This window comes from Kribbella sp. NPDC003505 (genome assembly GCF_040610875.1).
Taxonomy (GTDB): Bacteria; Actinomycetota; Actinomycetes; order Propionibacteriales; family Kribbellaceae; genus Kribbella.
This window is the reverse complement of the sequence record NZ_JBEXNA010000005.1, coordinates 76,506-99,453: the sequence shown is the minus strand read 5'-3', so window position 1 is coordinate 99,453 and position 22,948 is coordinate 76,506. Positions and strand designations below refer to the sequence as shown.

Sequence of the window (22,948 nt, the reverse complement as noted above, 5' to 3'; positions counted from 1 at the left end):
ACCGGCCGGGCGCCGCAGGCGTACGCTCCAGGACATGGACGTCCGGGTGACGAGTGATCCGCGTGCCTTCGAGCAGACCGCATTCCCTTTCCTGCAACAGGATCCGGTGCTGCACAACCTGGTCATGACCGTCGTCCACGAGCGGGTGACGGGCCGGATGCGCGACACCGAGCCGGCGTTCTACGTCTCGGTGCACGACCCGGACGTGGTCGGTGTCGCGATGCGGACCCCAGGACGTTACGTGTACCTGGGCGCGCTGCGCGAAGACCTCGCCGTATCCGTCGCCGACGCGTTCGCCGGCGTACTGCCGCAGGAGGTCCCCGGCGTCGCGGGAGACCGGCCCGTCGTGACCGCGTTCGGCGAGCGGTGGCGCGAGCATCGCGGCGGCCGGATGGACGTCGTGCGCGGCACCCGGCTGCACAAACTGATGGAGCTCACCCCGACCGCGGCCGACGCCGGTGGCCCGCGGCTGATGACCGCGGACGAGGTCGACCTGGTCGCCGGGTGGGGCAAGGACGGGTTCGCCGAGGAGTTGCGCATCGGTTACCGCGAATGGGCCGAAGGGCACCTCGAGCACCGGACCCTGTGGATCTGGGAGGTCGACGGCGAGCCGGTCAGCATGGTCGGTTTCCACCGGCCGGTGTTCGGTGTCAGCCGGGTCGGCCCGGTCTACACGCCTCCGGAACGGCGCAGGCACGGGTACGCCGGCGCGCTGACCAGTCACGTGACCGCGCTGATCCTTGCCGACGGCAACCAGGCGTGCCTGTTCACCGACCTCGCCAACCCGACCTCGAACAAGATCTACCACCAGGCGGGCTACCGCCCGGTGGCCGACTTCGTCGAGGCCGAGCTCAGCTGAGCTCGAGCGACTGGCCGGGGGCCAGGCCGTGGTACGGGCGGCCGCCGGCCTCGCCGATCCAGCGCTTCATCATGCCGAGGCCGATGTCGCTCAGCAGGGCGTTGTGAATGCCGACGGTCTGCTCCGCCTTGACCGAGCGTGCGTACTCGACCGCCGCCGGCAGTGCGAACCACGGGCCGGAGATCGGCACCAGGTTGGTGTGCACCTCGCGGTCCGGCCGGGTGAACGAGTCACCGGGGTGATAGACCGCGTCGTCGACCAGGTACCCGATGTTCTCGCACGGTACGCCGAGCTCCGGCAGGATCACCGCGTGGTCCTTGCCGTAGGCACGGACCACGAACCCGGCCGCGTCGAAGGACTGACCGTCCGACACCACCGTGACCCGCTCGTCGCCCAGTTGGCCCGCGACACCGGCGGTGGTGAAGATCGGCGCCTGCAGCCCACGCAGCCGCTCGACGTCGACGTGGTCCGGGTGCTCGTGCGTGATCAGCACGGCGTCCGCGGTCTCGAACGCGGCGTCCTCGCTGAACGTTCCGGGATCGATCAGCAGCACCTTGCCGTCCTTCTCCAGCCGGACACAGGCATGTGCGAACTTCGTCAGCTTCACCCTCAGTCTCCCAACGCGTCTCTCATCGGCACCAGCTTGGCGTTCGTCTCGGCCAGTTCGGCGTCCGGGTCGGACCCCGCGACGATGCCGGCGCCGGCGAACAGGCGCATCCGGCGCGGGTCGTCGGAGTCGGCCTGGCCGCAGCGCAGCGCGATGCACCACTCGCCGTCGCCCGCGGAGTCCATCCAGCCGACCGGTCCGCTGAACCGGCCGCGCTGCATGCCCTCGATCTCACCGATCAGGTCCCGCGCGACCGGCGTCGGCGTACCGCAGACGGCCGCGGACGGGTGCAGTGCGGCGGCGAGGCCGAGGGCGGAGGCGCCGTTGTTCGCGACCCCGGCGACGTCGGTGGCCAGGTGCATCACATTCGGCAGGTGCAGCACGAAGGGGGTTTCCGGCACGTTCATCGACGTGCAGTGCGGCTCGAGCGCCTCGGCCACCGACCGGACCGCGAACTCGTGCTCCTCGAGGTCCTTCGACGACCGGGCCAGCGACGCGGCCAGCGCCAGGTCGTGCGCGTCGTCACCGGTGCGGCGGATGGTCCCGGCCAGCACGCGGGACGTGATCAGGCCCTTCTCCCGGCGGACCAGCAACTCGGGCGTGGCGCCGATCAGGCCGTCGACGGAGAACGTCCAGCAGTTCGGGTACGCCGTGGCGAGCCGGTGCAGCGGCCAGCGCTGGTCGATCGGCTGCTCGGCGATCGCGATCAGGTCGCGGGCCAGCACCACCTTGTCGAGCTCGCCGGCGGTGATCCGCCGGACCGCGTCGGCGACGATCGTCGACCAGTCGGTACCGGTCCGGGCCCCGTCCGCGAACGTCACGCCGTACACCGGCGACGGCTCGTGCCGGACCAGCTCCGGCGGCGCGGCCAGCGAACTGGCCGGCGAGATCGTGGTCACCCAGGTGGTGTCGCCGCGCCGGCCGACGATCACCTCGGGCACCACCAGCTCGCTCGGGTCGGAGTCGGTGAACCCGAAGGACCCGAAGCAGACCAGCCCGGAGCCCGGTACGCCGATCTCGTCGCGGACCACCGCGGCGCCGGTCAGCTCCCGCCACCAGGTCACGGCCTGCTGGAAGCGGTTGCTACCAGCAACGTCCAGCCGGGCGGCGACGCCCCAGCCGACGTGGCCGTCGCCCCGCCGTACCCACGCGAGTCCGCCCTCGGCCGGCAGATGGTCGATCAGGTGCGCCGACACCCCGTCCACCGGCTGACTGCGAACCACCAACTGCGGTGCGGGGCCTCGGGTCGCGAGGGCCGCACGGCTACCTGGAGATGCACTCACGAGATGCAAGCGTATGCCTCCTGTCCGTCCGCCCACCCCTCGCGTGATGAACTAGACAGGTGACCCGCGCAGATCTGACCAAGGACCCGCAGGCCGTCGCGGCCATGTTCGACAACGTGGCCGAGGGGTACGACCGGACCAACGCGGTCGCGACGATGGGGCTGGAGAAGTACTACTGGCGACCGGAGACCCTCAAGGAGATCGCGCCGCGGAAGGGGATGAAGATCCTCGACCTGGCGGCCGGGACCGGTGCGTCGAGCATCAACCTGCGTGCGGCCGGCGCCGAGGTGGTGTCCTGCGACTTCTCGGTCGGCATGCTCCGGGTCGGCAAGCGCCGGCATCCCGAGCTGGACCTGGTCGCGGGCGACGCGCTCCGGCTGCCGTTCGCCGACGACACGTTCGACGTGGTGACGATCTCCTGGGCGCTGCGGAACGTGAACGACGTGGCGGCCGCGCTGCGGGAGATGCTGCGGGTCACCCGGCCGGGCGGGCGGCTCGTCGTCCTCGAGCAGTCGCACCCGACCTGGAAGCCGTTCCGGGTGGTGTACCTGGAGTACATGATGCGGGCGGTGCCGGCGGTCGCGAAGGTGGTGTCGACCAACCCCGAGGCGTACGAGTACCTCGCGGAGTCGACCCGGGCGTGGCTGCCGCAGGAGCCGCTGGCCCGCGCGATCGAGGACGCCGGCTGGATCCGGGTGCAGTGGCGGAACCTGACCGGCGGCCTGGTGGCGATCCACCGCGGGGTCAAGCCCAGTTAATTACGCAACGGAAGTTATGCGAAAATCGCTTGTCCGCAAGGGGGTCGGGGCGAGTTTCGTGTCCGCGTCAGGCAGTCCTAGACTGTCGAGTGAAGAGGGTTCGTGAATGCCTTCACGAGCGCACAACGCCCCCAACATCCAGGCCGGGAAGAGATGAGCCAGAGCGTGCCGAGCGGGCAGCAGGCGGAGACCGCCGATGTGATCGTCGTCGGTGCCGGACCCGCCGGATCGGCTGCGGCGTACCACCTGGCGAACGCCGGACTGGACGTCCTGCTGCTGGAGAAGACCGCCTTCCCGCGCGAGAAGGTCTGCGGTGACGGGCTCACGCCGCGCGGCACCAAGCAGCTCATCAACATGGGCATCGACATCTCCGAAGAGGCCGGCTGGATCCGCAACTACGGCCTGCGGATCCAGGGTGCCGGGCACCAGCTGCAGCTCGACTGGCCGGATCTGGCCAGCCACCCGAACTACGGCCTGACCCGCAACCGGATGGACTTCGACGACATGCTCGCCCGGCAGGCCGTCAAGGCCGGGGCGCGGCTGCGCGAGCGGACCAACGTCAGCGGGCCGATCCTGGACGACCGCGGCCACATCGTCGGTGTCACCGCGAAGCCGGTCGACGACAACGGCCGGCGGGCCGGCGACGACCTCGAGTTCCGGGCGCCACTGGTGATGGCGGCCGACGGCAACTCGTCCCGGCTGAGCATCGCGATGGGCCTGCACAAGCGCGACGACCGCCCGATGGGCGTCGCGGTCCGGACCTACTTCACCAGCCCGCGGACCAACGACGACTACCTCGAGTCCTGGCTGGAGTTGTGGGCCGACGACCCGAAGCAGCCGGGCGGCAAGGTGCTCCTGCCCGGGTACGGCTGGATCTTCGGGATGGGCGACGGCACGGTCAACGTCGGGCTCGGCATCCTGAACACCTCCGACGCGTTCGGCAAGGTCGACTACGCCGACCTGCTGAAGGCGTGGCTGCGGAACACGCCGCCGGAGTGGCAGTTCACCGACGAGTTCCAGACCCTCCCGATCCGCGGGGCCGCGCTGCCGATGGGCTTCAACCGGCAGCCGCACTACACCCGCGGCCTGATGCTGCTCGGCGACGCCGGCGGCATGGTCAACCCGTTCAACGGCGAGGGCATCCCGTACGCGATGGAGTCCGGGGCGTTCGCCGCCGAGGTCGCCGCCCAGGCCCTGCGCCGGCAGCCGAACCAGCGCGAGCGCGCGCTGTCGGCGTACCCGAAGGCGCTCAAGCAGGAGTACGGCGGCTACTACACGCTCGGCCGGATCTTCGTGAAGCTGATCGGAAATCCGGAGGTGATGCGGCTGTGCACCAAGTACGGTCTGCCGCGCACCACCCTGATGAAGTTCACCCTGAAGTTGCTGGCCAACCTCACCGACCCGCGCGACGGCGACGTGATGGACAAGATCATCAACGGCCTCACGAAGCTCGCTCCCGCGGCCTGAAAACGGCGGGGCGGGTGAGCTGAGCCACAACGCAACTGATAACACAGTCCTGGTACAGGGCTGACCCGATAGACAGAACCAACCGGCTGAAGGAGGGAGCACGCAGCGATGCACCCCTACACACCGATTCTCGCTCTAGGTGTGCTCGCGGCGCTCTTCGTCGCGGGCAGTATCGCCGTCAGCGCGCTGGTCGGCCCGAAGCGCTACAACCGGGCCAGGCTGGACTCGTACGAGTGCGGCATCGAGCCGACCCCGCAGCCGGTCGGCGGCGGCCGCTTCCCGGTGAAGTACTACATCACCGCGATGCTGTTCATCGTGTTCGACATCGAGATCATCTTCCTCTACCCGTGGGCGGTCGCTTTCGACCAGATGGCGCTGTTCGGGCTGGTCGAGATGGTCATCTTCATCGTCACCGTCTTCATCGCGTACACCTACGTGTGGCGCCGCGGCGGACTGGAGTGGGACTGACATGGGTCTTGAGGAACAGCTTCCGGCCGGCGTGCTGCTGAGCACCGTCGAAGGACTGCTCGGCTACATGCGCAAGGCCTCGTTGTGGCCGGCAACCTTCGGGCTGGCCTGCTGCGCCATCGAGATGATGACCACCGGCGCCCCGCGGTACGACGCCGCGCGGTTCGGCATGGAGGTCTTCCGGGCCTCGCCGCGGCAGGCCGACCTGATGATCGTGGCCGGCCGGGTGAGCCAGAAGATGGCCCCGGTGCTGCGCCAGATCTACGACCAGATGCCCGGCCCGAAGTGGGTGCTGGCGATGGGCGTCTGCGCGTCGTCGGGCGGCATGTTCAACAACTACGCGATCGTCCAGGGCGTGGACCACGTCGTACCGGTCGACATGTACCTGCCCGGCTGCCCGCCGCGGCCGGAGATGCTGCTGGACGCGTTCCTGAAGATCCACGACCAGATCCAGCACATGAAGCTCGGCGCGCACAAGAAGGCGCTGCAGACCGAGCAGGAGGCCGCGGCCCTGACCGCCGCCCCGACGATCGAGATGAAGGGTCTGCTCCGGTGAGTGACTCCCAACCTGAGAACCTTCCGGCGACGTCCGCGGCCGGGGACGCTCAGACCCCGGGCGCCGAGGTGATCGACCAGCGCGAGGGCATGTTCGGCGTCCGCGGCACCGGCGACACCTCCGGCTTCGGCGGCCTGCGCCGCCAGGTCGCGCTGCCGGGCAGCACCCCGCGGCCGTACGGCTCCTGGTTCGACGGTGCGGTGGACCGCCTCGAGGACCTGGTCGCCGACGGCGCGATCGAGAAGGTCGTCGTCGACCGCGGCGAGCTGACGCTGCACGTCAAGCGCGAGCACATCGTCGAGGTGTGTCAGCACCTGCGCGACGACGAGGCGCTGCGGTTCGAGTTCTGCTCCGGTGTCAGCGGTGTGCACTACCCGCACGAGACCGGCCGCGAACTGCACGCGGTCTACCACTTCATGTCGATCACCCACAACCGCCGGATCCGGCTGGAGGTGGCGGCGCCCGACAGCGACCCGCACATCCCGTCGATCGTCGCGGTCTACCCGGCCAACGACTGGCACGAGCGGGAGACCTGGGACTTCTTCGGCATCGTCTTCGACGGACACCCGGCGTTGACCCGGATCCAGATGCCGGACGACTGGCCGGGTCACCCGCAGCGCAAGGACTACCCGCTCGGCGGTATCGACGTCGAGTACAAGGGCGCTGTCATCCCACCGCCCGACACGCGGAGGTCGTACAACTGATGACCACTACAGACCCCTACGCGACCACCCGGGACACCACCGAGGGCAAGGTCTTCACCGTCACCGGCCAGGACTGGGACTCGGTCGTCTCCGGTCTCGGCGAGGAGCCGGAAGAGCGCGTCGTCGTCAACATGGGTCCGCAGCACCCGTCCACGCACGGCGTGCTCCGGCTGATCCTCGAGCTCGACGGTGAGAACGTGACCGAGGCCCGCTGCGGCATCGGCTACCTGCACACCGGCATCGAGAAGAACATGGAGTTCCGCTCCTGGACGCAGGGCGTCACGTTCTGCACCCGGATGGACTACCTGTCGCCGTTCTTCAACGAGGCGGCGTACTGCCTGGCGGTCGAGCGGCTGCTCGGGATCGAGGACCAGATCCCGGAGAAGGCCAACGTGATGCGGGTGCTCCTGATGGAGCTCAACCGGATCAGCAGCCACCTGGTCTGCATCGCCACCGGCGGTATGGAGATCGGCGCGCTGACCGTGATGACGATCGGCTTCCGCGAGCGCGAGAAGACCCTGGACCTGTTCGAGCTGATCACCGGCCTGCGGATGAACCACGCGTTCATCCGCCCGGGCGGTGTCGCGCAGGATCTGCCGCCGGGTGCGCTGGACAAGATCCGCGAGTACATCACGTGGATGAACCGGCACCTCAAGGAGTACGCCGAGCTCTGCAACGCCAACCCGATCTTCAAGGCCCGGCTGCAGAATGTCGGCTACCTGGACCTGGCCGGCTGCATGGCGCTCGGCATCTCGGGCCCGACGGTGCGCTCCACCGGCTACGCGATGGACCTGCGCAAGAGCCAGCCCTACTGCGGCTACGAGACGTACGACTTCGACGTACCGACCTGGGACTCCTCGGACTCCTACGGGCGGTTCCGGGTGCGGCTGCAGGAGATGCACGAGTCGCTGAAGATCGTCGAGCAGTGCGCCGACCGGCTGGAGAAGATGGACGGCAAGCCGGTGATGGTCGCCGACAAGAAGATCGCCTGGCCGAGCCAGCTGGCGGTCGGCGCCGACGGGATGGGCAACTCGCTCGACCACATCAAGCACATCATGGGCGAGTCGATGGAAGCGCTGATCCATCACTTCAAGCTGGTCACCGAGGGCTTCCGGGTGCCGGCCGGCCAGGCCTACGTGCCGATCGAGTCGCCGCGCGGCGAGATGGGCGCGCACGTCGTCTCCGACGGCGGCACGAAGCCGTTCCGGGTGCACTTCCGTGACCCGTCCTTCGCAAACCTGCAGGCGATGCCGATCATGTGCGAGGGCGGCCAGGTCGCCGACGTGATCGTCGCCGTCGCCAGCCTTGACCCGGTGATGGGTGGAGTGGACCGCTAAATGGCCGAGAACCACACAACTTCTACCGACAAGACGGTGCCCTACAGCACCGGCGACTCGAAGATCACCGATGCCACGCTCGCCGAGATGCGCGAGATCGCGGCCCGGTATCCGGTCGCCCGGTCCGCGCTGCTGCCGATGCTGCACCTGGTGCAGTCGGTCGAGGGCCGGGTCACCCCGGAGGGCATCGAGGCCTGCGCCGACGTGCTCGGGTTGACCGGCGCCGAGGTGTCGGCGGTGGCCACCTTCTACACGATGTACAAGCGCCGCCCGGTCGGCGACTACCACGTCGGCGTCTGCACCAACACGCTGTGCGCGGTGATGGGCGGCGACCTGATCTTCGACCGGCTCAAGCAGCACCTGGACGTCGGCAACGACGAGACCACCGAGGACGGCAAGATCACCCTCGAGCACCTCGAGTGCAACGCCGCCTGTGACTACGCGCCGGTGATGATGGTCAACTGGGAGTTCTTCGACGACATGACGCCGGAGTCCGCGACCCAGCTGGTCGACGACCTGCGCGAGGGCAACGAGGTGAAGTCGCCGCGCGGTGCGACGATCTGCACCTGGCGCGAGGCGGAGCGGGTGCTGGCCGGGTTCCCGGACGGCCGCGCCGACGAGGGCCCGACCGGCGGCAAGGCCTCGCTGGCCGGCCTCCGCCTGGCCCGCGAGCGCAACTGGTCGGCGCCGGGCGGCAACGGCGGCGGCTCCGGCCGCGCGGCCGAGACCACGGTGTCGCCGGAGGCGGCGGCCGGTCCGCGGCCGTCCGACCAGCCGGGCAAGGAATCGCAGGCAGTCGACGGTGACGACTCCCGGAAGGAGGACTGACGATGCTGACCCCCGTACTGTCCGACAACTGGGACCAGATCAACGCCTGGCAGCTCTCGTCGTACCAGCGAACCGGCGGGTACGACGCGCTGCGCACGGCGTTGCGGATGGAACCGGCCGACGTCGTCGCCGCGGTCAAGGACTCCGGTCTGCGCGGCCGCGGCGGCGCGGGCTTCCCGACCGGGATGAAGTGGTCGTTCATCCCGCAGGACAACCCGAAGCCGAAGTACCTGGTCGTCAACGCCGACGAGTCCGAGCCGGGCACCTGCAAGGACATCCCGCTGATGATGGCCTCGCCGCACACGCTCGTCGAGGGCGTCGTCATCGCGTCCTACGCGATCCGCGCGTCGGTGGCGTTCATCTACGTCCGCGGAGAGGTCCTGCACGTGATCCGCCGGCTGCAGCAGGCGGTCCAGGAGGCCAAGGACGCCGGCTACATCGGCCAGAACATCCTCGGCAGCGGCTACGACCTCGACGTGGTCGTGCACGCCGGCGCCGGCGCCTACATCTGCGGCGAGGAGACGGCGCTGCTCGACTCGCTCGAAGGTCGTCGCGGTCAACCCCGTCTGCGTCCTCCGTTCCCCGCGGTCGCGGGCTTGTACGGCTGCCCCACTGTCATCAACAACGTCGAGTCGATCGCATCCGTTCCCGTCATCCTGAAGAACGGCGCGGACTGGTTCTCCTCGATGGGCACCGAGAAGTCCAAGGGCATGACGCTGTACTCGCTGTCCGGGCACGTCACCCGCCCGGGGCAGTACGAGGCGCCGCTGGGCATCACGCTGCGCGAGCTGCTCGACCTGGCCGGCGGGGTCCGTGAGGGCCACCAGCTGAAGTTCTGGACGCCGGGTGGTTCGTCGACGCCGCTGCTGACCTCGGAGCACCTCGACGTCCCGCTGGACTACGAGGGCGTCGGCTCGGTCGGCTCGATGCTCGGCACCAAGGCGCTGCAGATCTTCGACGACTCGGTGTGCGTGGTGCGCGCCGTGCTGCGCTGGACCGAGTTCTACAAGCACGAGTCCTGCGGCAAGTGCACGCCGTGCCGCGAGGGCACCTGGTGGCTGGTGCAGATCCTCGAGCGGCTGGAGAAGGGCCAGGGGACCGAGGAAGACCTGGTCGAGCTGCTCGACCTGTGCGAGAACATCACCGGCCGGTCGTTCTGCGCGCTGGCCGACGGTGCGACCGCACCGATCGCCAGCTCGATCGCGCACTTCAAGGACGAGTACCTGGCGCACTTCGAGAACGGCGGCTGCCCGTTCGACCCGATGGCAAGCACTGTCTTCGCGACTGCTGGAGCTAGCGCATGACGATCCAAGCGAACCCGCCGGCCGGGTCCGAGGTGGAGCGCACCGATCTGGTGACGGTCACCATCGACGACATCGAGGTCAAGGTTCCGAAGAACACCCTGCTGATCCGGGCCGCCGAGCAGATCGGGATCCAGATCCCGCGGTTCTGCGACCACCCGTTGCTCGATCCGGTCGGCGCCTGCCGGCAGTGCCTGGTCGAGATCACCGATGCCGGGAACGGCCGGGGGATGCCGAAACCGCAGGCCTCCTGCACGATCACCGTCGCCGACGGCATGGTGGTCCGGACCCAGGTGTCCTCGCCGGTGGCCGACAAGGCCCAGCACGGGATCATGGAGTTCCTGCTGATCAACCACCCGCTCGACTGCCCGGTCTGCGACAAGGGCGGCGAGTGCCCGCTGCAGAACCAGGCGATGAGCAACGGCGGCGCCGAGTCCCGGTTCCACGAGTCGCACGGGATCAAGCGGACCTACCCGAAGCCGATCAACATCTCGGCCGAGGTGCTGCTGGACCGCGAGCGCTGCATCCTCTGCGCGCGCTGCACGCGGTTCTCCGAGCAGATCGCCGGTGACCCGTTCATCGCGCTGATCGAGCGCGGCGCGCTGCAGCAGGTCGGCATCTACGAGAAGGAGCCCTTCGAGAGCTACTTCTCCGGCAACACGATCCAGATCTGCCCGGTCGGTGCGCTGACGAGTGCGGCGTACCGCTTCCGCTCGCGGCCGTTCGACCTGGTGTCGGTGCCGTCGGTGGCCGAGCACGACGCGTCCGGTGCGGCGATCCGGATCGACTACCGGCGCGGCAAGGTGATGCGCCGGCTGGCCGGTGACGACCCGCAGGTCAACGAGGAGTGGATCTCCGACAAGGACCGGTTCGCGTTCCAGTACGCGAGCACCGGCGACCGGCTGACCCACCCGATGATCCGGGAGGACGGCGCGCTGCGGCCGGCGTCCTGGCCGGAGGCCCTGACCTTCGCGGCGGAGAAGCTGAACGCCGCGCGCGGCAACGCCGCCGTGCTGACCGGCGGCCGGCTGCCGCTCGAGGACGCCTACGCGTACTCGAAGTTCGCGCGGGTCGCGCTGGGCAGCAACGACATCGACTTCCGGGCCCGCCCGCACTCCGCGGAGGAGGCGGACTTCCTGGCCGCCGCGGTGGCCGGCACCGGCCTCGGAACGACGTTCGCGGACCTCGAGAAGGCCGGCTCGGTGCTGTTCGCCGGGTTCGAGCCCGAGGAGGAGGCGCCGTCGGTGTTCCTCCGGGTTCGCAAGGGTGTGAAGGCGCACGGCACCAAGGTGTTCACGATCGCGGCGTACGCGTCGCGCGGCGTGGAGAAGCTCGACGGCGTCGTCGTCCACGCGTCGCCGGGCACCGAGGCCGCCGTGCTCGCGGACCTCGGCAACGCCGGCGAGGCCGGGGCCGCTGCCCGGGCCGCGCTCGGACCGGACTCGATCATCATCGTCGGCGAGCGGCTGGCCGCGGTGCCGGGCGGGTACTCGACGGCGCTCCGGCTCGCGCTCGACACCGGCGCCCAGCTGGCCTGGATCCCGCGCCGTGCGGGTGACCGGGCCGCGCTCGAGGCCGGCTGCCTGCCGGGCCTGCTGCCCGGTGGCCGTCTGGTCACCGACCCGCAGGCGCGGGTCGACCTGCAGGCCGCCTGGGGCGTGGAGAGCCTGCCGGCCCAGCCGGGCAAGGACCTCACCGAGATCGTGCGGGACGCCGGATCGCTGCAGGCGCTGGTCGTCGCGGGCGTCGAGATCGACGACCTGCCCGACCCGGCCGCGGCGCTGGCCGCGCTCGCGGCGGCGCCGTTCGTGGTCAGCTTCGAGGTCCGCAACTCCCAGGTGACCGAGTACGCCGACGTGGTCTTCCCCGTCGTACCGCCGGTGGAGAAGTCCGGCACCTTCGTGAACTGGGAGGGCCGCGAGCGGCCGTTCCCGGTCGCGCTGAAGGTGCCGGCCGCGATGCCGGACGTCCGCGCGCTGGCCGCGCTGGCGCAGGAGATGGGCCGCTCGCTCGGCTTCAGCACGCCCGACGGCGCGAAGCGGGAGTACGACGAGCTCGGCCGCTGGGACGGCGACCGGGCCCAGGAGCCGACGTACCAGGCCGGTCCGGCCCTCGGCGCGTTCGACTCCACCCGGCTCGCGACCTGGCGGATGCTGATCGACGACAGCCGCGCCTGCGACGGTGAGCCGCATCTGACCGCGACCGCGCGCAAGCCGGTGGCCCGGATCTCGCTCACCACCGCACACCGGATCGGGGTCGCCGACGGCGACGAGCTGGTGGTGAGCACCGACGCCGGATCGATCCGGCTGCCGGTCGTCATCACCCCGATGACCGACAACGTGGTCTGGCTGCCGACGAACTCGGCCGACTCGCACGTGCGCCGGTCGCTGCACGCAGACCATGGCTCGATCGTGACGATCGCCGGAGGGAACGCATGATGCCGCTTGCGGTACCGGACGCCGGGGTCGGGCACGACCCGTGGTGGGTCATCCTGATCAAGGTGCTGTTCATCTTCGTCTTCCTCGTGGTGCTGACGCTGTTCAACATCTGGTGGGAACGCCGGGTGGTGGCGCGGATGCAGCACCGGATCGGCCCGAACGTGCACGGCCCGCAGGGTCTGCTGCAGTCGCTGGCCGACGGTGTGAAGCTGATGCTCAAGGAAGACCTGATGCCGAAGGGCGTCGACCGGCTGGTGTTCGTCCTGGCGCCGGCGATCGTCGCGGTGCCGGCCTTCCTCACCTTCGCGGTGATCCCGTTCGGGCCGACGGTGAAGATCCCGTTCACCGACACCTACACCCGGCTGCAGCTCACCGACCTGCCGGTCTCGGTGCTGTACGTGATGGCGGTCGCTTCGATCGGCATCTACGGCATCGTCCTCGGCGGCTGGTCGTCGAACTCGACGTACTCGCTGCTCGGCGGTCTGCGCTCCAGCGCGCAGATGATCTCGTACGAGGTCGGCATGGGCCTGGCGCTGGTGACCGTGTTCCTGTTCGCCGGCTCGATGTCCACCTCGGAGATCGTGGCGGCGCAGTCGCACCAGACCGTGCACTTGTTCGGGGCCGACATCCCGCTGCCCGGGTGGTACGCGTTCCTGCTCTTCCCGTCGTTCGTGATCTACGTGGTCTCGATGGTCGGCGAGACGAACCGGGCGCCGTTCGACCTGCCCGAGGCCGAAGGCGAGCTGGTCGCGGGCTTCCTGACCGAGTACTCCTCGATCAAGTACGCGATGTTCTTCCTGGCCGAGTACATCAACATGGCGACCGTGTCCGCGCTGGCCACCACGCTGTTCCTGGGCGGCTGGCGGGCGCCGTGGCCGATCTCGCTCTGGGACGGCGCGAACTCCGGCTACTGGCCGGTGCTGTGGTTCATGGGCAAGCTGATGGGCTTCATCTTCTTCTACATCTGGCTGCGCGGAACGCTGCCGCGACTGCGCTACGACCAGTTCATGAAGCTCGGCTGGAAGGTCCTGATCCCGGTCTCGCTGGTCTGGATCCTGCTGGTCGCCACCGTCCGCGCGGTCGGCCGGGAGACCAACTTCAGCCGGACGACGCTGCTGGTCGCGGCCGCGATCGTGCTGGTGCTCGCCGTGGCCAGCATGTTCGCTCCGCAGAAGCCCAAGCCCGAGAAGGTGACCGAGGCGGACCGCGCGAAGGACTTCGACGCCTTCGCCGGCGGCTTCCCGGTGCCACCCCCGATGGCCGTCAACACTCCGAGCCGAAGCGAGACTGCGGGTCTTAGCAAGGATGGCAGAAATGGCTAGTGTCAAAGAGTCCCTCTGGGACCCGGTAGCCGGGTTCGGGGTCACCTTCCGGACGATGTTCCGCAAGGTGTTCACCGAGCAGTACCCGTTCGAGAAGAAGCCGACCGCGCCCCGGTTCCACGGCCGGCACCAGCTGAACCGCTGGCCGGACGGTCTGGAGAAGTGCGTCGGCTGTGAGCTGTGCGCGTGGGCCTGCCCCGCGGACGCGATCTACGTCGAGGGCGCGGACAACACCGACGGCGACCGGTTCTCGCCGGGCGAGCGGTACGGCCGGGTGTACCAGATCAACTACCTGCGCTGCATCCTCTGCGGCCTGTGCATCGAGGCGTGCCCGACCCGGGCGCTCACGATGACCAACGAGTACGAGCTGGCCGACACCAGCCGCGCGTCCCTCATCTACGAGAAGAAGGACCTGCTGGCGCCGCTGCTCCCGGGCATGCAGGAGCCGCCGCACGAGATGCAGCTGGGCAAGACCGAGAAGGACTACTACCTCGGTCTGACCGGCGCGGCCTCGAACGGCCAGGACATCCAGACCCAGGGGAGTGACGCGAAGTGATCGGTCTCGTCACCGGCCCGCAGGTCGCGTTCTGGCTGCTGGCTCCGGTCATGATCCTGGCCGCGATCGGGATGGTCCTGGTCCGCAAGGCGGTGCACTCGGCGCTGCTGCTGGCGACGGTGATGGTCTGTCTCGCGGTGCAGTACGCCGCGCAGGACGCGCCGTTCCTGTTCGCCGTCCAGATCATCGTCTACACCGGCGCGATCCTGATGCTGTTCCTGTTCGTGCTGATGCTGGTCGGCGTCGACGCGTCCGACTCGCTGGTCGAGACGATCCGCGGCCAGCGGCTGCTCGCCGGGATCGCGTTCCTGGGCTTCGGCGTCCTGCTGGTCGCCGCGGTCGGCAACGCGGTCTACGGCAACCCGATCGGCCTGGCCGGCGCGCAGCCGGACGGGAACCCGAAGGCGATCGCGAACTTGCTGTTCAGCAAGTACGTCTGGGCCTTCGAGGTCACGTCGGCGCTGCTGATCACCGCGGCGATGGGCGCCATGATGCTGGCCCACCGCGAGCGGCTGACCAAGAAGCGCACCCAGCGCGACCACGCCGAGGAGCGGATCCGCAAGTACGCCGAGCAGGGCATCCACCCCGGCCCGCTGCCGACCCCCGGTGTGCTGGCCCGGCACAACGCCGTCGACACCCCGGCCCTGCTGCCGGACGGGTCGATCGCACCCACCTCGGTTTCGCGCGTGCTCCAGGCACGTGGCACCGTGTTCCCCGAGACCGAGGAGCGCGCGGACGTCGAAGAGGTGCGCGAGCTCGACCTGGGCGAGGCGTACCCGTCCGAGGCGGAGAGCACCGACACGACCGGCTTCGTCGGCGAGGAGGACAAGAAATGACGACCGAGCCGTACATCGTGCTCGCGGCGATCCTGTTCAGTATCGGCGCGCTCGGCGTGCTGGTCCGCCGCAACGCCATCGTCGTCTTCATGTGCGTCGAGCTGATGCTGAACGCGACCAACCTCGCGTTCGTCAGCTTCGCCCGCCAGCACGGCAACCTCGACGGCCAGATCGCCGCCTTCTTCGTGATGGTGGTGGCCGCGGCCGAGGTCGTGATCGGGCTGGCGATCATCATGGCCATCTTCCGCACCCGTCGCTCGGCCTCGGTCGACGACGCCAACCTGCTCAAGTACTGAGGTAAGCACCCCATGAGTCATGAGCTGACGTGGCTGCTGGTTGCCGTACCAGCGGTGTCCGCGGCGATCCTGCTGCTCGGTGGCAAGGCCACCAACGCGTGGGGTCACCTGCTGGGCACGCTGGCGCCGGTGATCTCCTTCGTCTTCGGCGTCGTGCTGTTCGTCCAGATGCGCGGCTTGTCCGGCGAAGAGCGGTCCGAGACGGTCAACCTGTTCGAGTGGTTCTCGGTCGGCCACATCAAGGTCGAGTTCAGCCTGCTGATCGACCCGCTGTCGATCCTGTTCGTGCTGCTGATCACCGGTGTGGGTTCGCTGATCCACGTCTACTCGATCGGCTACATGGAGCACGACCCGCGCCGGCGGCGGTTCTTCGGCTACCTGAACCTGTTCATCGCGGCGATGCTGCTGCTGGTGCTCGCGGCCGACTACCTGCTGGTGTTCGTCGGCTGGGAGGGCGTCGGTCTGGCGTCGTACCTGCTGATCGGCTTCTGGCAGCACAAGACCTCGGCCGCGGTCGCCGCGAAGAAGGCCTTCGTGGTGAACCGGGTCGGTGACATCGGCCTGTCGCTCGCGGTGATGAGCATGTGGGTGCTGTTCGGCTCCTCGGCCTTCTCCACGGTGTTCGCCGGCGCCGACCAGCTGTCGAAGACCTGGGCCACGCTGCTCGGCCTGATGCTGCTGCTGGCTGCCTGCGGCAAGTCCGCCCAGGTGCCGCTGCAGTCCTGGCTGCTGGACGCGATGGAGGGCCCGACCCCGGTGTCGGCGCTGATCCACGCGGCGACCATGGTCACCGCCGGCGTCTACCTGGTGGTGCGGTCCGGGGTGATCTACGAGCAGACCGAAGCGGCCTCGACCGCGGTGGTCATCGTCGGTACGGTCACCGCCCTGGCCGGTGCGATCATCGGTTGCGCCAAGGACGACATCAAGAAGGCGCTGGCCGGTTCGACGATGAGCCAGATCGGCTACATGATGCTGGCCGCCGGCCTCGGCCCGGCCGGGTACGTGTTCGCGATCTTCCACCTGCTCACGCACGGCTTCTTCAAGGCCAACATGTTCCTCGGCGCCGGATCCGTCATGCACGGCATGAACGACGACGTGAACATGCGCCACTACGGCGCGCTGCGGACGGCGATGAAGATCACCTTCGTGACCTTCGGCTTCGGCTACCTGGCGATCCTGGGCATCCCGCCGTTCGCCGGCTTCTTCAGCAAGGACAAGATCATCGAGGCCGCGTTCGCGGACAACACGGTGATCGGTCTGTGCGCGCTGCTCGGCGCCGGGCTCACCGCGTTCTACATGACGCGGGTGATGATCATGACGTTCTTCGGCAAGAAGCGCTGGGCCGAGGACGTGCACCCGCACGAGTCGCCGAAGGTGATGACGTGGCCGCTGATCATCCTGGCCGCGCTCTCGCTGGCCGGCGGTGCGCTGTACTTCGCCGGTCACTGGATCGTCGACTGGCTCGAGCCGGTGGTCGGGCACGAGGAGGAGCACGCTCCGGTGAGCGCCGTGGTGATGACGATCATCACCCTCGCGGTGGTTGCCGTCGGCATCGCGATCTCGGTGCTGATGTACCGCCGGGAGGTGCCGCGGGAGGCTCCGGCCGGCTCGCCGCTGACCAAGTTCGCGCGTCGTGACCTGTACGGCGACGCGCTGAACGAGGCGGTCTTCATGCGCCCGGGCCAGTACTTGACCCGGACGCTGGTCTGGCTCGACAACCGGGGCGTCGACGGCCTGGTCAACGGCCTGGCCGCACTCTTCGGCGGGCTGTCCGGCCGGCTCCGCCGGGTCCAGACGGGCTTCGTCCGTTCGTACGCACTCAGCATGGTCTTCGGCGCCGCATTCGTGGTCGTCGCCCTCCTCGCGGTGAGGTTGTCGTGAACATCGGTTGGCTGACCCTGTTACTGCTCCTGCCGTTCGTCGGGGCCATCGCGACGATGCTGGTGCCGAAGGCGAAGGCGCTGACGGCCAAGCAGGTGGCGCTCGGGTTCTCGCTCGTGACGCTGGTGCTGACCGCGATCGTCGCGATCGGCTACCAGCGCAACGGCGCCGAGGACTACGCCGTGACGCACACCTGGATCAAGGCTTTCGGCGCGCACTACGCGCTCGGCCTGGACGGCGTGGGCATCGTCCTGGTGGTGCTGACCGCGCTGCTGACGCCGATCGTGATGATCGCGTCCTGGAACGACGCGCAGCAGGGCCGCTGGTCGGAGAAGTCCTTCTTCGCCTGGATCCTGGGCCTGGAGGCGCTGTCGATCGGCGTGTTCGCGGCCACCGACGTGTTCTTGTTCTACGTGCTGTTCGAGGCCACGCTGATCCCGATGTACTTCCTGATCGGCGGCTTCGGCGGCCCGCAGCGTTCGTACGCCGCGGTGAAGTTCCTGCTCTACTCGCTGCTCGGCGGTCTGCTGATGCTGGCCTCCGTCGTCGGTCTGTACGTCGTCTCCGCGCGGCAGGGCGACCCGTCGTACCTGCTGTCGGACATGATGAAGCTGGACATGAGCCAGAACACCGAGCGCTGGCTGTTCCTCGGCTTCATGTTCGCGTTCGCGGTGAAGGCGCCGATGGTGCCGTTCCACACCTGGCTGCCGGACGCGGCCGGTGAGGCGACGCCGGGGACGTCGGTGCTGCTGGTCGGCATCCTGGACAAGATCGGCACCTTCGGGATGATCCGGTTCTGCCTGGGCCTGTTCCCGAACGCGTCCGAGTGGGCCACCCCGGTGGTGCTGGTGCTGGCGCTGATCTCGGTGCTGTACGGCGCCCTGCTGGCGATCGGGCAGACCGACATCAAGCGGCTGATCGCGTACACCTCGATCTCGCACTTCGGCTTCATCGTGATGGGCATCTTCGCGCTGACGTCGCAGGGCCTGACCGGGTCGACGCTGTACATGTTCAACCACGGTCTCTCGACCGCGGCGCTGTTCCTGGTCGCCGGGTACCTCGTGTCCCGGCGCGGGTCCGCCCGGATCGCCGACTACGGCGGGGTGGAGAAGGTCGCACCGGTGCTCGCCGGGACCTTCCTGTTCGCCGGCCTGTCCAGCCTCGCGCTGCCCGGTCTGTCGCCGTTCATCTCCGAGTTCATGGTGCTGGCCGGGACCTTCAGCAAGCACCGGACGATCGCGGTGATCGCGGTGGTCGGTATCGTGCTGGCCGCGCTGTACATCCTGCTGATGTACCAACGCACGATGACCGGCCCGGTCCGCGACGGGATCGAGAAGCTCAAGGACCTGAACGTGCGTGAGGTCTTCGCGATCGCACCGCTGATCGTCCTGATCATCGGCCTCGGAATCTTCCCGAAGCCGATCGTCGACATCATCAAGCCCGCGGTCGAGGCGACCATGCAGCATGTGGGCGTCACCGACCCGGCACCGGAGATCCCCGCGACGGAGGGACAGAAGTGAGCGCGTTGTTGCTGCCGCTGGCGGACTTCACGGCGCCGAAGATCGAGTACAACGAGCTGGCTCCGCTGCTCGTCGTGTTCGGCGCGGCGTGCGTCGGCGTCCTGGCCGAGGCGTTCCTGCCGCGGCCGTTGCGGCACCTGGTGCAGCTGGCGATCACGGTGGTCGCCCTGGTCGTCTCCGGTGTCCTGACCGGCATCCTGATGAACGACAAGAAGGAGCTGGTCGCCGCGCAGGGCGCGATCTCGGTCGACGGCCCCGCGCTGTTCACCTGGATCGTCCTGCTGGCGCTGACGCTGATCAGCGTGCTGCTGTTCGCGGAGCGCTCGATCGACGGCGGCCTGTCCGCGTTCGCCGGTCAGGCGGCCGCCGTACCGGGCTCCGAGGCCGAGCGCGAGGGCACCGCGGCACGCATCGAGCACACCGAGATCTTCCCGCTGACGTTGTTCGCGGTCGGCGGCATGATGCTGTTCGCGGCGTCGAACGACCTGCTCGTGCTGTTCGTCGCGCTCGAGGTGTTCTCGCTGCCGCTGTACCTGCTGTGCGGGCTGGCCCGCCGGCGCCGGCTGATCTCGCAGGAAGCCGCGATGAAGTACTTCCTGCTCGGCGCCTTCTCGTCGGCGTTCCTGCTGTTCGGGATCGCGCTGCTGTACGGGTACGCCGGCACGATGTCGCTCGGCGGGATCGCGGACGCGCTCGGCACGCAGACCGGCGGCGACGCCATCCTGCTCGCCGGCACCGGCCTGCTGGGAGTCGGCCTGCTGTTCAAGGTCGGCGCCGTACCGTTCCACTCTTGGACGCCGGACGTCTACCAGGGCGCGCCGACGCCGGTCACCGGCTTCATGGCGGCCTGCACCAAGATCGCCGCGTTCGTCGGGCTGATGCGGGTCTTCTACGTCGCACTCGGCGGGACGCGCTGGGACTGGGCGCCGATGATGTGGATCGTCGCGATCCTCACCATGGTGGTCGGTTCGATCGTCGCGATCACGCAGACCGACGTGAAGCGGATGCTGGCGTACTCGTCGATCGCGCACGCGGGCTTCCTGCTGACCGCGTTCGTCGGCCTGGCGCAGGCCGGGAGCGGCGTGCACAACGGCATCACCTCGACGCAGGCGGTGTTGTTCTACCTGGTCTCGTACGGCTTCCCGACGATCGGCGCGTTCGCCGTCGTGACGCTGGTGCGCGACGCGGGCGGCGAGGCGACGCACCTGTCCCGCTGGGCGGGCCTGGGCAAGAAGTCGCCGCTACTGGCCGGGATCTTCGCGTTCTTCCTGCTGTCCTTCGCCGGCATCCCGCTGACCGCGGGCTTCACCGGCAAGTGGGCGGTCTTCAGCGCGGCGTGGACCGGCGGCGCGTGGCCTCTGGTGGTCGTCGCTGTCCTGTCCAGCCTGGTCGCCGCGTTCTTCTACGTCCGCGTGATCGTGCTGATGTTCTTCTCCGACCTGCCGGCCGACGCGCCGGACGTGGCGCTGCCGGGCTGGCAGACCACGAGCGCCGTGGCGCTGGGTCTCGCTGCCACCGTCGTCCTCGGTCTGGTCCCCGGACCGGTGCTGGACCTGGCGGCCCGAGCTGGTGAGTTCATCCGTTGAGTCCGACCCCGCTGCCGGCCGAGAGCCTGGGATTCGAGTTCGCCGACGCAGGCCTCGAGTCCCGGGTCCGTGCTGGGCTGGAGCTCGTCGAGCAGGCCCTGCTCGACGCGACCGAGTCCGAGGCGCCGTTCGTCACCGCCGCCGCGCGGCACGTCATGGTTGCCGGTGGCAAGCGGTTCCGGCCGCTGCTGGTCCTGCTGGGGGCGGAGTTCGGCGCTGACGCCGGCGCGGACGACGTGGTGAAGGCGGCCGTGGTCGTCGAGCTGACCCATGTCGCGACGCTGCACCACGACGACGTGATGGACGAGGCGGCGCTGCGCCGCGGCTCGTCGACGGCGAACGCGCGCTGGGACAATTCGGTGGCGATCCTGTCCGGCGACTGGCTGTTCGCCCGGGCGTCGGACCTGGTCGCGGACCTCGGGCCGGAAGCGGTCCGGATCCAGGCCCGGACCTTCGGCCGGCTGGTCGAGGGCCAGATCCGCGAGACGCTCGGCGTCGGCGAGGGGCAGGACCCGCTCACGCACTACCTGTCGGTGGTCGCCGACAAGACCGGCTCGCTGATCGCGACGTCCGTCCTCTTCGGCGCCCGGTACGCCGGCGCCTCGGAGGAGATCCAGGAATCGCTGCGGGCGTTCGGCGAGGAGATCGGCGTGGCGTTCCAGCTGGCCGACGACCTGCTCGACATCGCGTCGGAATCCGGTCAGTCCGGTAAGACGCCCGGCACCGACCTGCGTGAGGGTGTGCCCACGCTGCCCGTGCTGATCTTCCGCGCCCAGGCAGACCCGGCGGACCCCACGGACGCCCGCCTCCTGGAGCTGCTGGACTCGGACCTGTCCGACGACGCCCGCTTGTCCGAGGCGCTCGACCTGCTCCGCTCCCACGCCGCCTTCCGCCAGGCAGAGGACGACGTACGCCGCCGCGCCGCCGACGCCCGCAAACTCCTCAGCACCCTCCCCGAAGGCCCCGGCCGCCAGGCCCTCGACACCCTCTGCGACCTGGTGGCCACCCGCTCCGTCTGACCTGAGCCCTGGGCCGCTTCGCGACTCTGTGCGATGCTGTGCCGACTATGGGTGAGCGGGATGTTGTGTTGCCGGTGGTCGGGCTGTCGGTGGAGTCGCTGGCCGAGAGTGTGTTGCTGCATCTGCCGGCGTTGACCGACGCGTTGGTCGAGACGATCTACGCGCAGAGCCCGGCGTACCGGGTGATGGATGCGGTGCCGCGGCAGGATCTGTGGCGGTCGTGTCATGACAACGTGGCTCGGGTCGTGCAGATGATCGCCGACAACGACGACCGCTTCGACGCGGCGCAGGCGACCGGGCGGCGGCGCGCCGAGCAGCGGATGCCGCTGGACGACGTCCTGAAGTCGTTCCGGCTCGGCGGGCGGCTGGTGTGGGAGGCGATGATCGAGGAGGCCCGCGCCCAGGGGGCGGTCGACTCGGAGGCGCTGCTGGACGTCGCGTCCAAGGTCTGGGAGGTCGTCGACCGGACGTCGTCGCAGGTCGCCGCGGCCTATCACGTCGCCGAGCGGCAACTCGTCCGGGCCGACGAGCGCCGCAGGTCGACGCTCTGGGAGGGGCTGCTGCACGGCCGCGGGAAAGACCGCGCATTCGTCCAGGAAGCCGCCACGGTCCTCGACGTACCGATCGACGGCCGCTACCTGGTCGTGGCGATCGACAACCTGGTCGACGACGAGTGCACGACATCCTCGTTCGTACGCCGGTTCGCGGCAGTCCGGGTCGCCTCCGCGTGGCAGGTGCGTCCGCAGACCGTCGTCGGCTTGCTTGCGCTCGGCACCGAATCGCTGCCGAAGGCACTCGGCATCCTGCGCGACGTCGTGCACGCACCCGCGGGTCTGTCCGGTGTGGTGAACGGGCTGGTCGAGGTCAATCTCGCGTACCGGCAGGCGATGCTGGCCCGGCGTACGCTGCCGGCCGGTCAGATCGACGTGGCAGCTCTGACGGAGCGGCTGCCCGAGGCGTTGTTGCTCAGCGCACCGGAGTTGGCCGGGCAACTGGTCCAGACCTGGCTGGTTCCCCTGACCACGGTGCCGGCATCGGAACGCGACCTCCTGCTCGACACCCTGGACAAATGGGTGACAGCGGCCGGATCCGTCCGCCGGACGGCGGATCTCGCGCACTGTCACCGGAACACGGTCATCAACCGCCTGCACCGGGTGCATCAGATCACCGGCCGTGACGTCACCGAGGACGGTTGTCAGCTCGAGCTCGGCCTTGCCCTGCGGGCGTTCAAGCTCTTCCCTGCGTGACCGATGGGTGTGCCTGTGCGTTGTGCACAGTGAACCCCCGCAAAACCTGGGCATTGCGGCCATGCCGCCGCCGCGGCGG

21 protein-coding genes are annotated in these 22,948 nt (G+C 69.2%); 19 read left to right on the top strand and 2 right to left on the bottom strand.

Annotated elements, in window-relative coordinates; genetic code table 11:
• Positions 1–34 precede the first annotated feature (34 nt).
• Positions 35–859, top strand: coding sequence for a GNAT family N-acetyltransferase (locus ABZX12_RS18310; RefSeq protein WP_355694477.1), 825 nt, complete (start codon positions 35–37; stop codon positions 857–859).
• On the opposite strand, the gene ABZX12_RS18305 is transcribed toward ABZX12_RS18310, so the two are convergent.
• Positions 852–1,466, bottom strand: coding sequence for an MBL fold metallo-hydrolase (locus tag ABZX12_RS18305; protein ID WP_355694475.1), 615 nt, complete (start codon positions 1,464–1,466; stop codon positions 852–854). The genes ABZX12_RS18310 and ABZX12_RS18305 overlap by 8 nt on opposite strands.
• Before the next feature lie 2 nt (positions 1,467–1,468).
• On the bottom strand, positions 1,469–2,749 hold the full coding sequence (locus ABZX12_RS18300; RefSeq protein WP_355694474.1) for an isochorismate synthase: 1,281 nt from the start codon (positions 2,747–2,749) through the stop codon (positions 1,469–1,471).
• A gap of 59 nt (positions 2,750–2,808) precedes the next feature.
• On the opposite strand from ABZX12_RS18300, the gene ABZX12_RS18295 reads away from it, so the two are divergent.
• The 18 genes from ABZX12_RS18295 to ABZX12_RS18210 all read left to right on the top strand — a co-directional run bounded on the left by ABZX12_RS18295 (position 2,809) and on the right by ABZX12_RS18210 (position 22,869).
• On the top strand, positions 2,809–3,507 hold the full coding sequence (locus ABZX12_RS18295; RefSeq protein WP_355694473.1) for a demethylmenaquinone methyltransferase: 699 nt from the start codon (positions 2,809–2,811) through the stop codon (positions 3,505–3,507).
• Between the two features lie 153 nt (positions 3,508–3,660).
• Positions 3,661–4,974, top strand: coding sequence for a geranylgeranyl reductase family protein (locus ABZX12_RS18290; RefSeq protein ID WP_355694471.1), 1,314 nt, complete (start codon positions 3,661–3,663; stop codon positions 4,972–4,974).
• A gap of 108 nt (positions 4,975–5,082) precedes the next feature.
• Positions 5,083–5,442, top strand: a complete 360-nt coding sequence (locus ABZX12_RS18285; RefSeq protein ID WP_355694469.1) for an NADH-quinone oxidoreductase subunit A — start codon at positions 5,083–5,085, stop codon at positions 5,440–5,442.
• A gap of 1 nt (position 5,443) precedes the next feature.
• Entirely contained in the window at positions 5,444–5,998 is a 555-nt protein-coding gene (locus ABZX12_RS18280) for an NADH-quinone oxidoreductase subunit B (protein WP_131286677.1), read from the top strand.
• The gene (locus ABZX12_RS18275) at positions 5,995–6,702 is read left to right on the top strand and encodes an NADH-quinone oxidoreductase subunit C (RefSeq protein ID WP_355694468.1); all 708 of its coding nucleotides are present in this window, start codon (positions 5,995–5,997) and stop codon (positions 6,700–6,702) included. Before ABZX12_RS18280 ends, ABZX12_RS18275 begins: the two co-directional genes overlap by 4 nt.
• Positions 6,702–8,039, top strand: coding sequence for an NADH-quinone oxidoreductase subunit D (locus tag ABZX12_RS18270; protein ID WP_355694466.1), 1,338 nt, complete (start codon positions 6,702–6,704; stop codon positions 8,037–8,039). Before ABZX12_RS18275 ends, ABZX12_RS18270 begins: the two co-directional genes overlap by 1 nt.
• Positions 8,040–8,867, top strand: coding sequence for an NADH-quinone oxidoreductase subunit NuoE (nuoE, locus tag ABZX12_RS18265; RefSeq protein ID WP_355694465.1), 828 nt, complete (start codon positions 8,040–8,042; stop codon positions 8,865–8,867).
• A 2-nt stretch (positions 8,868–8,869) separates the two neighbouring features.
• On the top strand, positions 8,870–10,171 hold the full coding sequence (nuoF, locus tag ABZX12_RS18260; RefSeq protein ID WP_355694463.1) for an NADH-quinone oxidoreductase subunit NuoF: 1,302 nt from the start codon (positions 8,870–8,872) through the stop codon (positions 10,169–10,171).
• Positions 10,168–12,606, top strand: a complete 2,439-nt coding sequence (locus tag ABZX12_RS18255) for an NADH-quinone oxidoreductase subunit G (protein WP_355694461.1) — start codon at positions 10,168–10,170, stop codon at positions 12,604–12,606. The genes nuoF and ABZX12_RS18255 overlap by 4 nt, the downstream gene beginning before the upstream one ends.
• Positions 12,603–13,928, top strand: coding sequence for an NADH-quinone oxidoreductase subunit NuoH (gene nuoH, locus ABZX12_RS18250; protein WP_355694459.1), 1,326 nt, complete (start codon positions 12,603–12,605; stop codon positions 13,926–13,928). The genes ABZX12_RS18255 and nuoH overlap by 4 nt, the downstream gene beginning before the upstream one ends.
• Positions 13,921–14,484: an NADH-quinone oxidoreductase subunit NuoI gene (gene nuoI, locus ABZX12_RS18245; protein ID WP_355694458.1), complete on the top strand. Its 564-nt coding sequence runs from the start codon at positions 13,921–13,923 to the stop codon at positions 14,482–14,484. The genes nuoH and nuoI overlap by 8 nt, the downstream gene beginning before the upstream one ends.
• Complete coding sequence (locus ABZX12_RS18240; protein WP_355694457.1) at positions 14,481–15,320, top strand: NADH-quinone oxidoreductase subunit J; 840 nt, start codon at positions 14,481–14,483, stop codon at positions 15,318–15,320. Before nuoI ends, ABZX12_RS18240 begins: the two co-directional genes overlap by 4 nt.
• Entirely contained in the window at positions 15,317–15,616 is a 300-nt protein-coding gene (gene nuoK / locus ABZX12_RS18235; protein WP_130384807.1) for an NADH-quinone oxidoreductase subunit NuoK, read from the top strand. The genes ABZX12_RS18240 and nuoK overlap by 4 nt, the downstream gene beginning before the upstream one ends.
• 12 nt (positions 15,617–15,628) lie before the next feature.
• The gene (gene nuoL / locus ABZX12_RS18230; protein ID WP_355694455.1) at positions 15,629–17,497 is read left to right on the top strand and encodes an NADH-quinone oxidoreductase subunit L; all 1,869 of its coding nucleotides are present in this window, start codon (positions 15,629–15,631) and stop codon (positions 17,495–17,497) included.
• Entirely contained in the window at positions 17,494–19,017 is a 1,524-nt protein-coding gene (locus ABZX12_RS18225; RefSeq protein ID WP_355694453.1) for an NADH-quinone oxidoreductase subunit M, read from the top strand. The genes nuoL and ABZX12_RS18225 overlap by 4 nt, the downstream gene beginning before the upstream one ends.
• Positions 19,014–20,603, top strand: a complete 1,590-nt coding sequence (gene nuoN / locus ABZX12_RS18220; RefSeq protein ID WP_355694452.1) for an NADH-quinone oxidoreductase subunit NuoN — start codon at positions 19,014–19,016, stop codon at positions 20,601–20,603. Before ABZX12_RS18225 ends, nuoN begins: the two co-directional genes overlap by 4 nt.
• 77 nt (positions 20,604–20,680) lie before the next feature.
• The gene (locus tag ABZX12_RS18215; protein ID WP_355695439.1) at positions 20,681–21,622 is read left to right on the top strand and encodes a polyprenyl synthetase family protein; all 942 of its coding nucleotides are present in this window, start codon (positions 20,681–20,683) and stop codon (positions 21,620–21,622) included.
• Between the two features lie 47 nt (positions 21,623–21,669).
• Positions 21,670–22,869, top strand: a complete 1,200-nt coding sequence (locus tag ABZX12_RS18210) for a helix-turn-helix domain-containing protein (RefSeq protein WP_355694450.1) — start codon at positions 21,670–21,672, stop codon at positions 22,867–22,869.
• The last annotated feature ends 79 nt before the right edge of the window (positions 22,870–22,948 follow it).

What these genes read in the sequence shown, in the direction of transcription:
- ABZX12_RS18210 (WP_355694450.1), top strand. Translation starts at nt 21,670, where the DNA reads ATGGGTGAGCGGGATGTTGTGTTGCCGGTGGTCGGGCTGTCGGTGGAG.
- ABZX12_RS18290 (WP_355694471.1), top strand. Translation starts at nt 3,661, where the DNA reads ATGAGCCAGAGCGTGCCGAGCGGGCAGCAGGCGGAGACCGCCGATGTG.
- ABZX12_RS18285 (WP_355694469.1), top strand. Translation starts at nt 5,083, where the DNA reads ATGCACCCCTACACACCGATTCTCGCTCTAGGTGTGCTCGCGGCGCTC.
- ABZX12_RS18280 (WP_131286677.1), top strand. Translation starts at nt 5,444, where the DNA reads ATGGGTCTTGAGGAACAGCTTCCGGCCGGCGTGCTGCTGAGCACCGTC.
- ABZX12_RS18310 (WP_355694477.1), top strand. Translation starts at nt 35, where the DNA reads ATGGACGTCCGGGTGACGAGTGATCCGCGTGCCTTCGAGCAGACCGCA.
- ABZX12_RS18270 (WP_355694466.1), top strand. Translation starts at nt 6,702, where the DNA reads ATGACCACTACAGACCCCTACGCGACCACCCGGGACACCACCGAGGGC.
- nuoF (WP_355694463.1), top strand. Translation starts at nt 8,870, where the DNA reads ATGCTGACCCCCGTACTGTCCGACAACTGGGACCAGATCAACGCCTGG.
- nuoE (WP_355694465.1), top strand. Translation starts at nt 8,040, where the DNA reads ATGGCCGAGAACCACACAACTTCTACCGACAAGACGGTGCCCTACAGC.
- nuoI (WP_355694458.1), top strand. Translation starts at nt 13,921, where the DNA reads ATGGCTAGTGTCAAAGAGTCCCTCTGGGACCCGGTAGCCGGGTTCGGG.
- nuoH (WP_355694459.1), top strand. Translation starts at nt 12,603, where the DNA reads ATGATGCCGCTTGCGGTACCGGACGCCGGGGTCGGGCACGACCCGTGG.
- nuoL (WP_355694455.1), top strand. Translation starts at nt 15,629, where the DNA reads ATGAGTCATGAGCTGACGTGGCTGCTGGTTGCCGTACCAGCGGTGTCC.
- ABZX12_RS18255 (WP_355694461.1), top strand. Translation starts at nt 10,168, where the DNA reads ATGACGATCCAAGCGAACCCGCCGGCCGGGTCCGAGGTGGAGCGCACC.
- nuoK (WP_130384807.1), top strand. Translation starts at nt 15,317, where the DNA reads ATGACGACCGAGCCGTACATCGTGCTCGCGGCGATCCTGTTCAGTATC.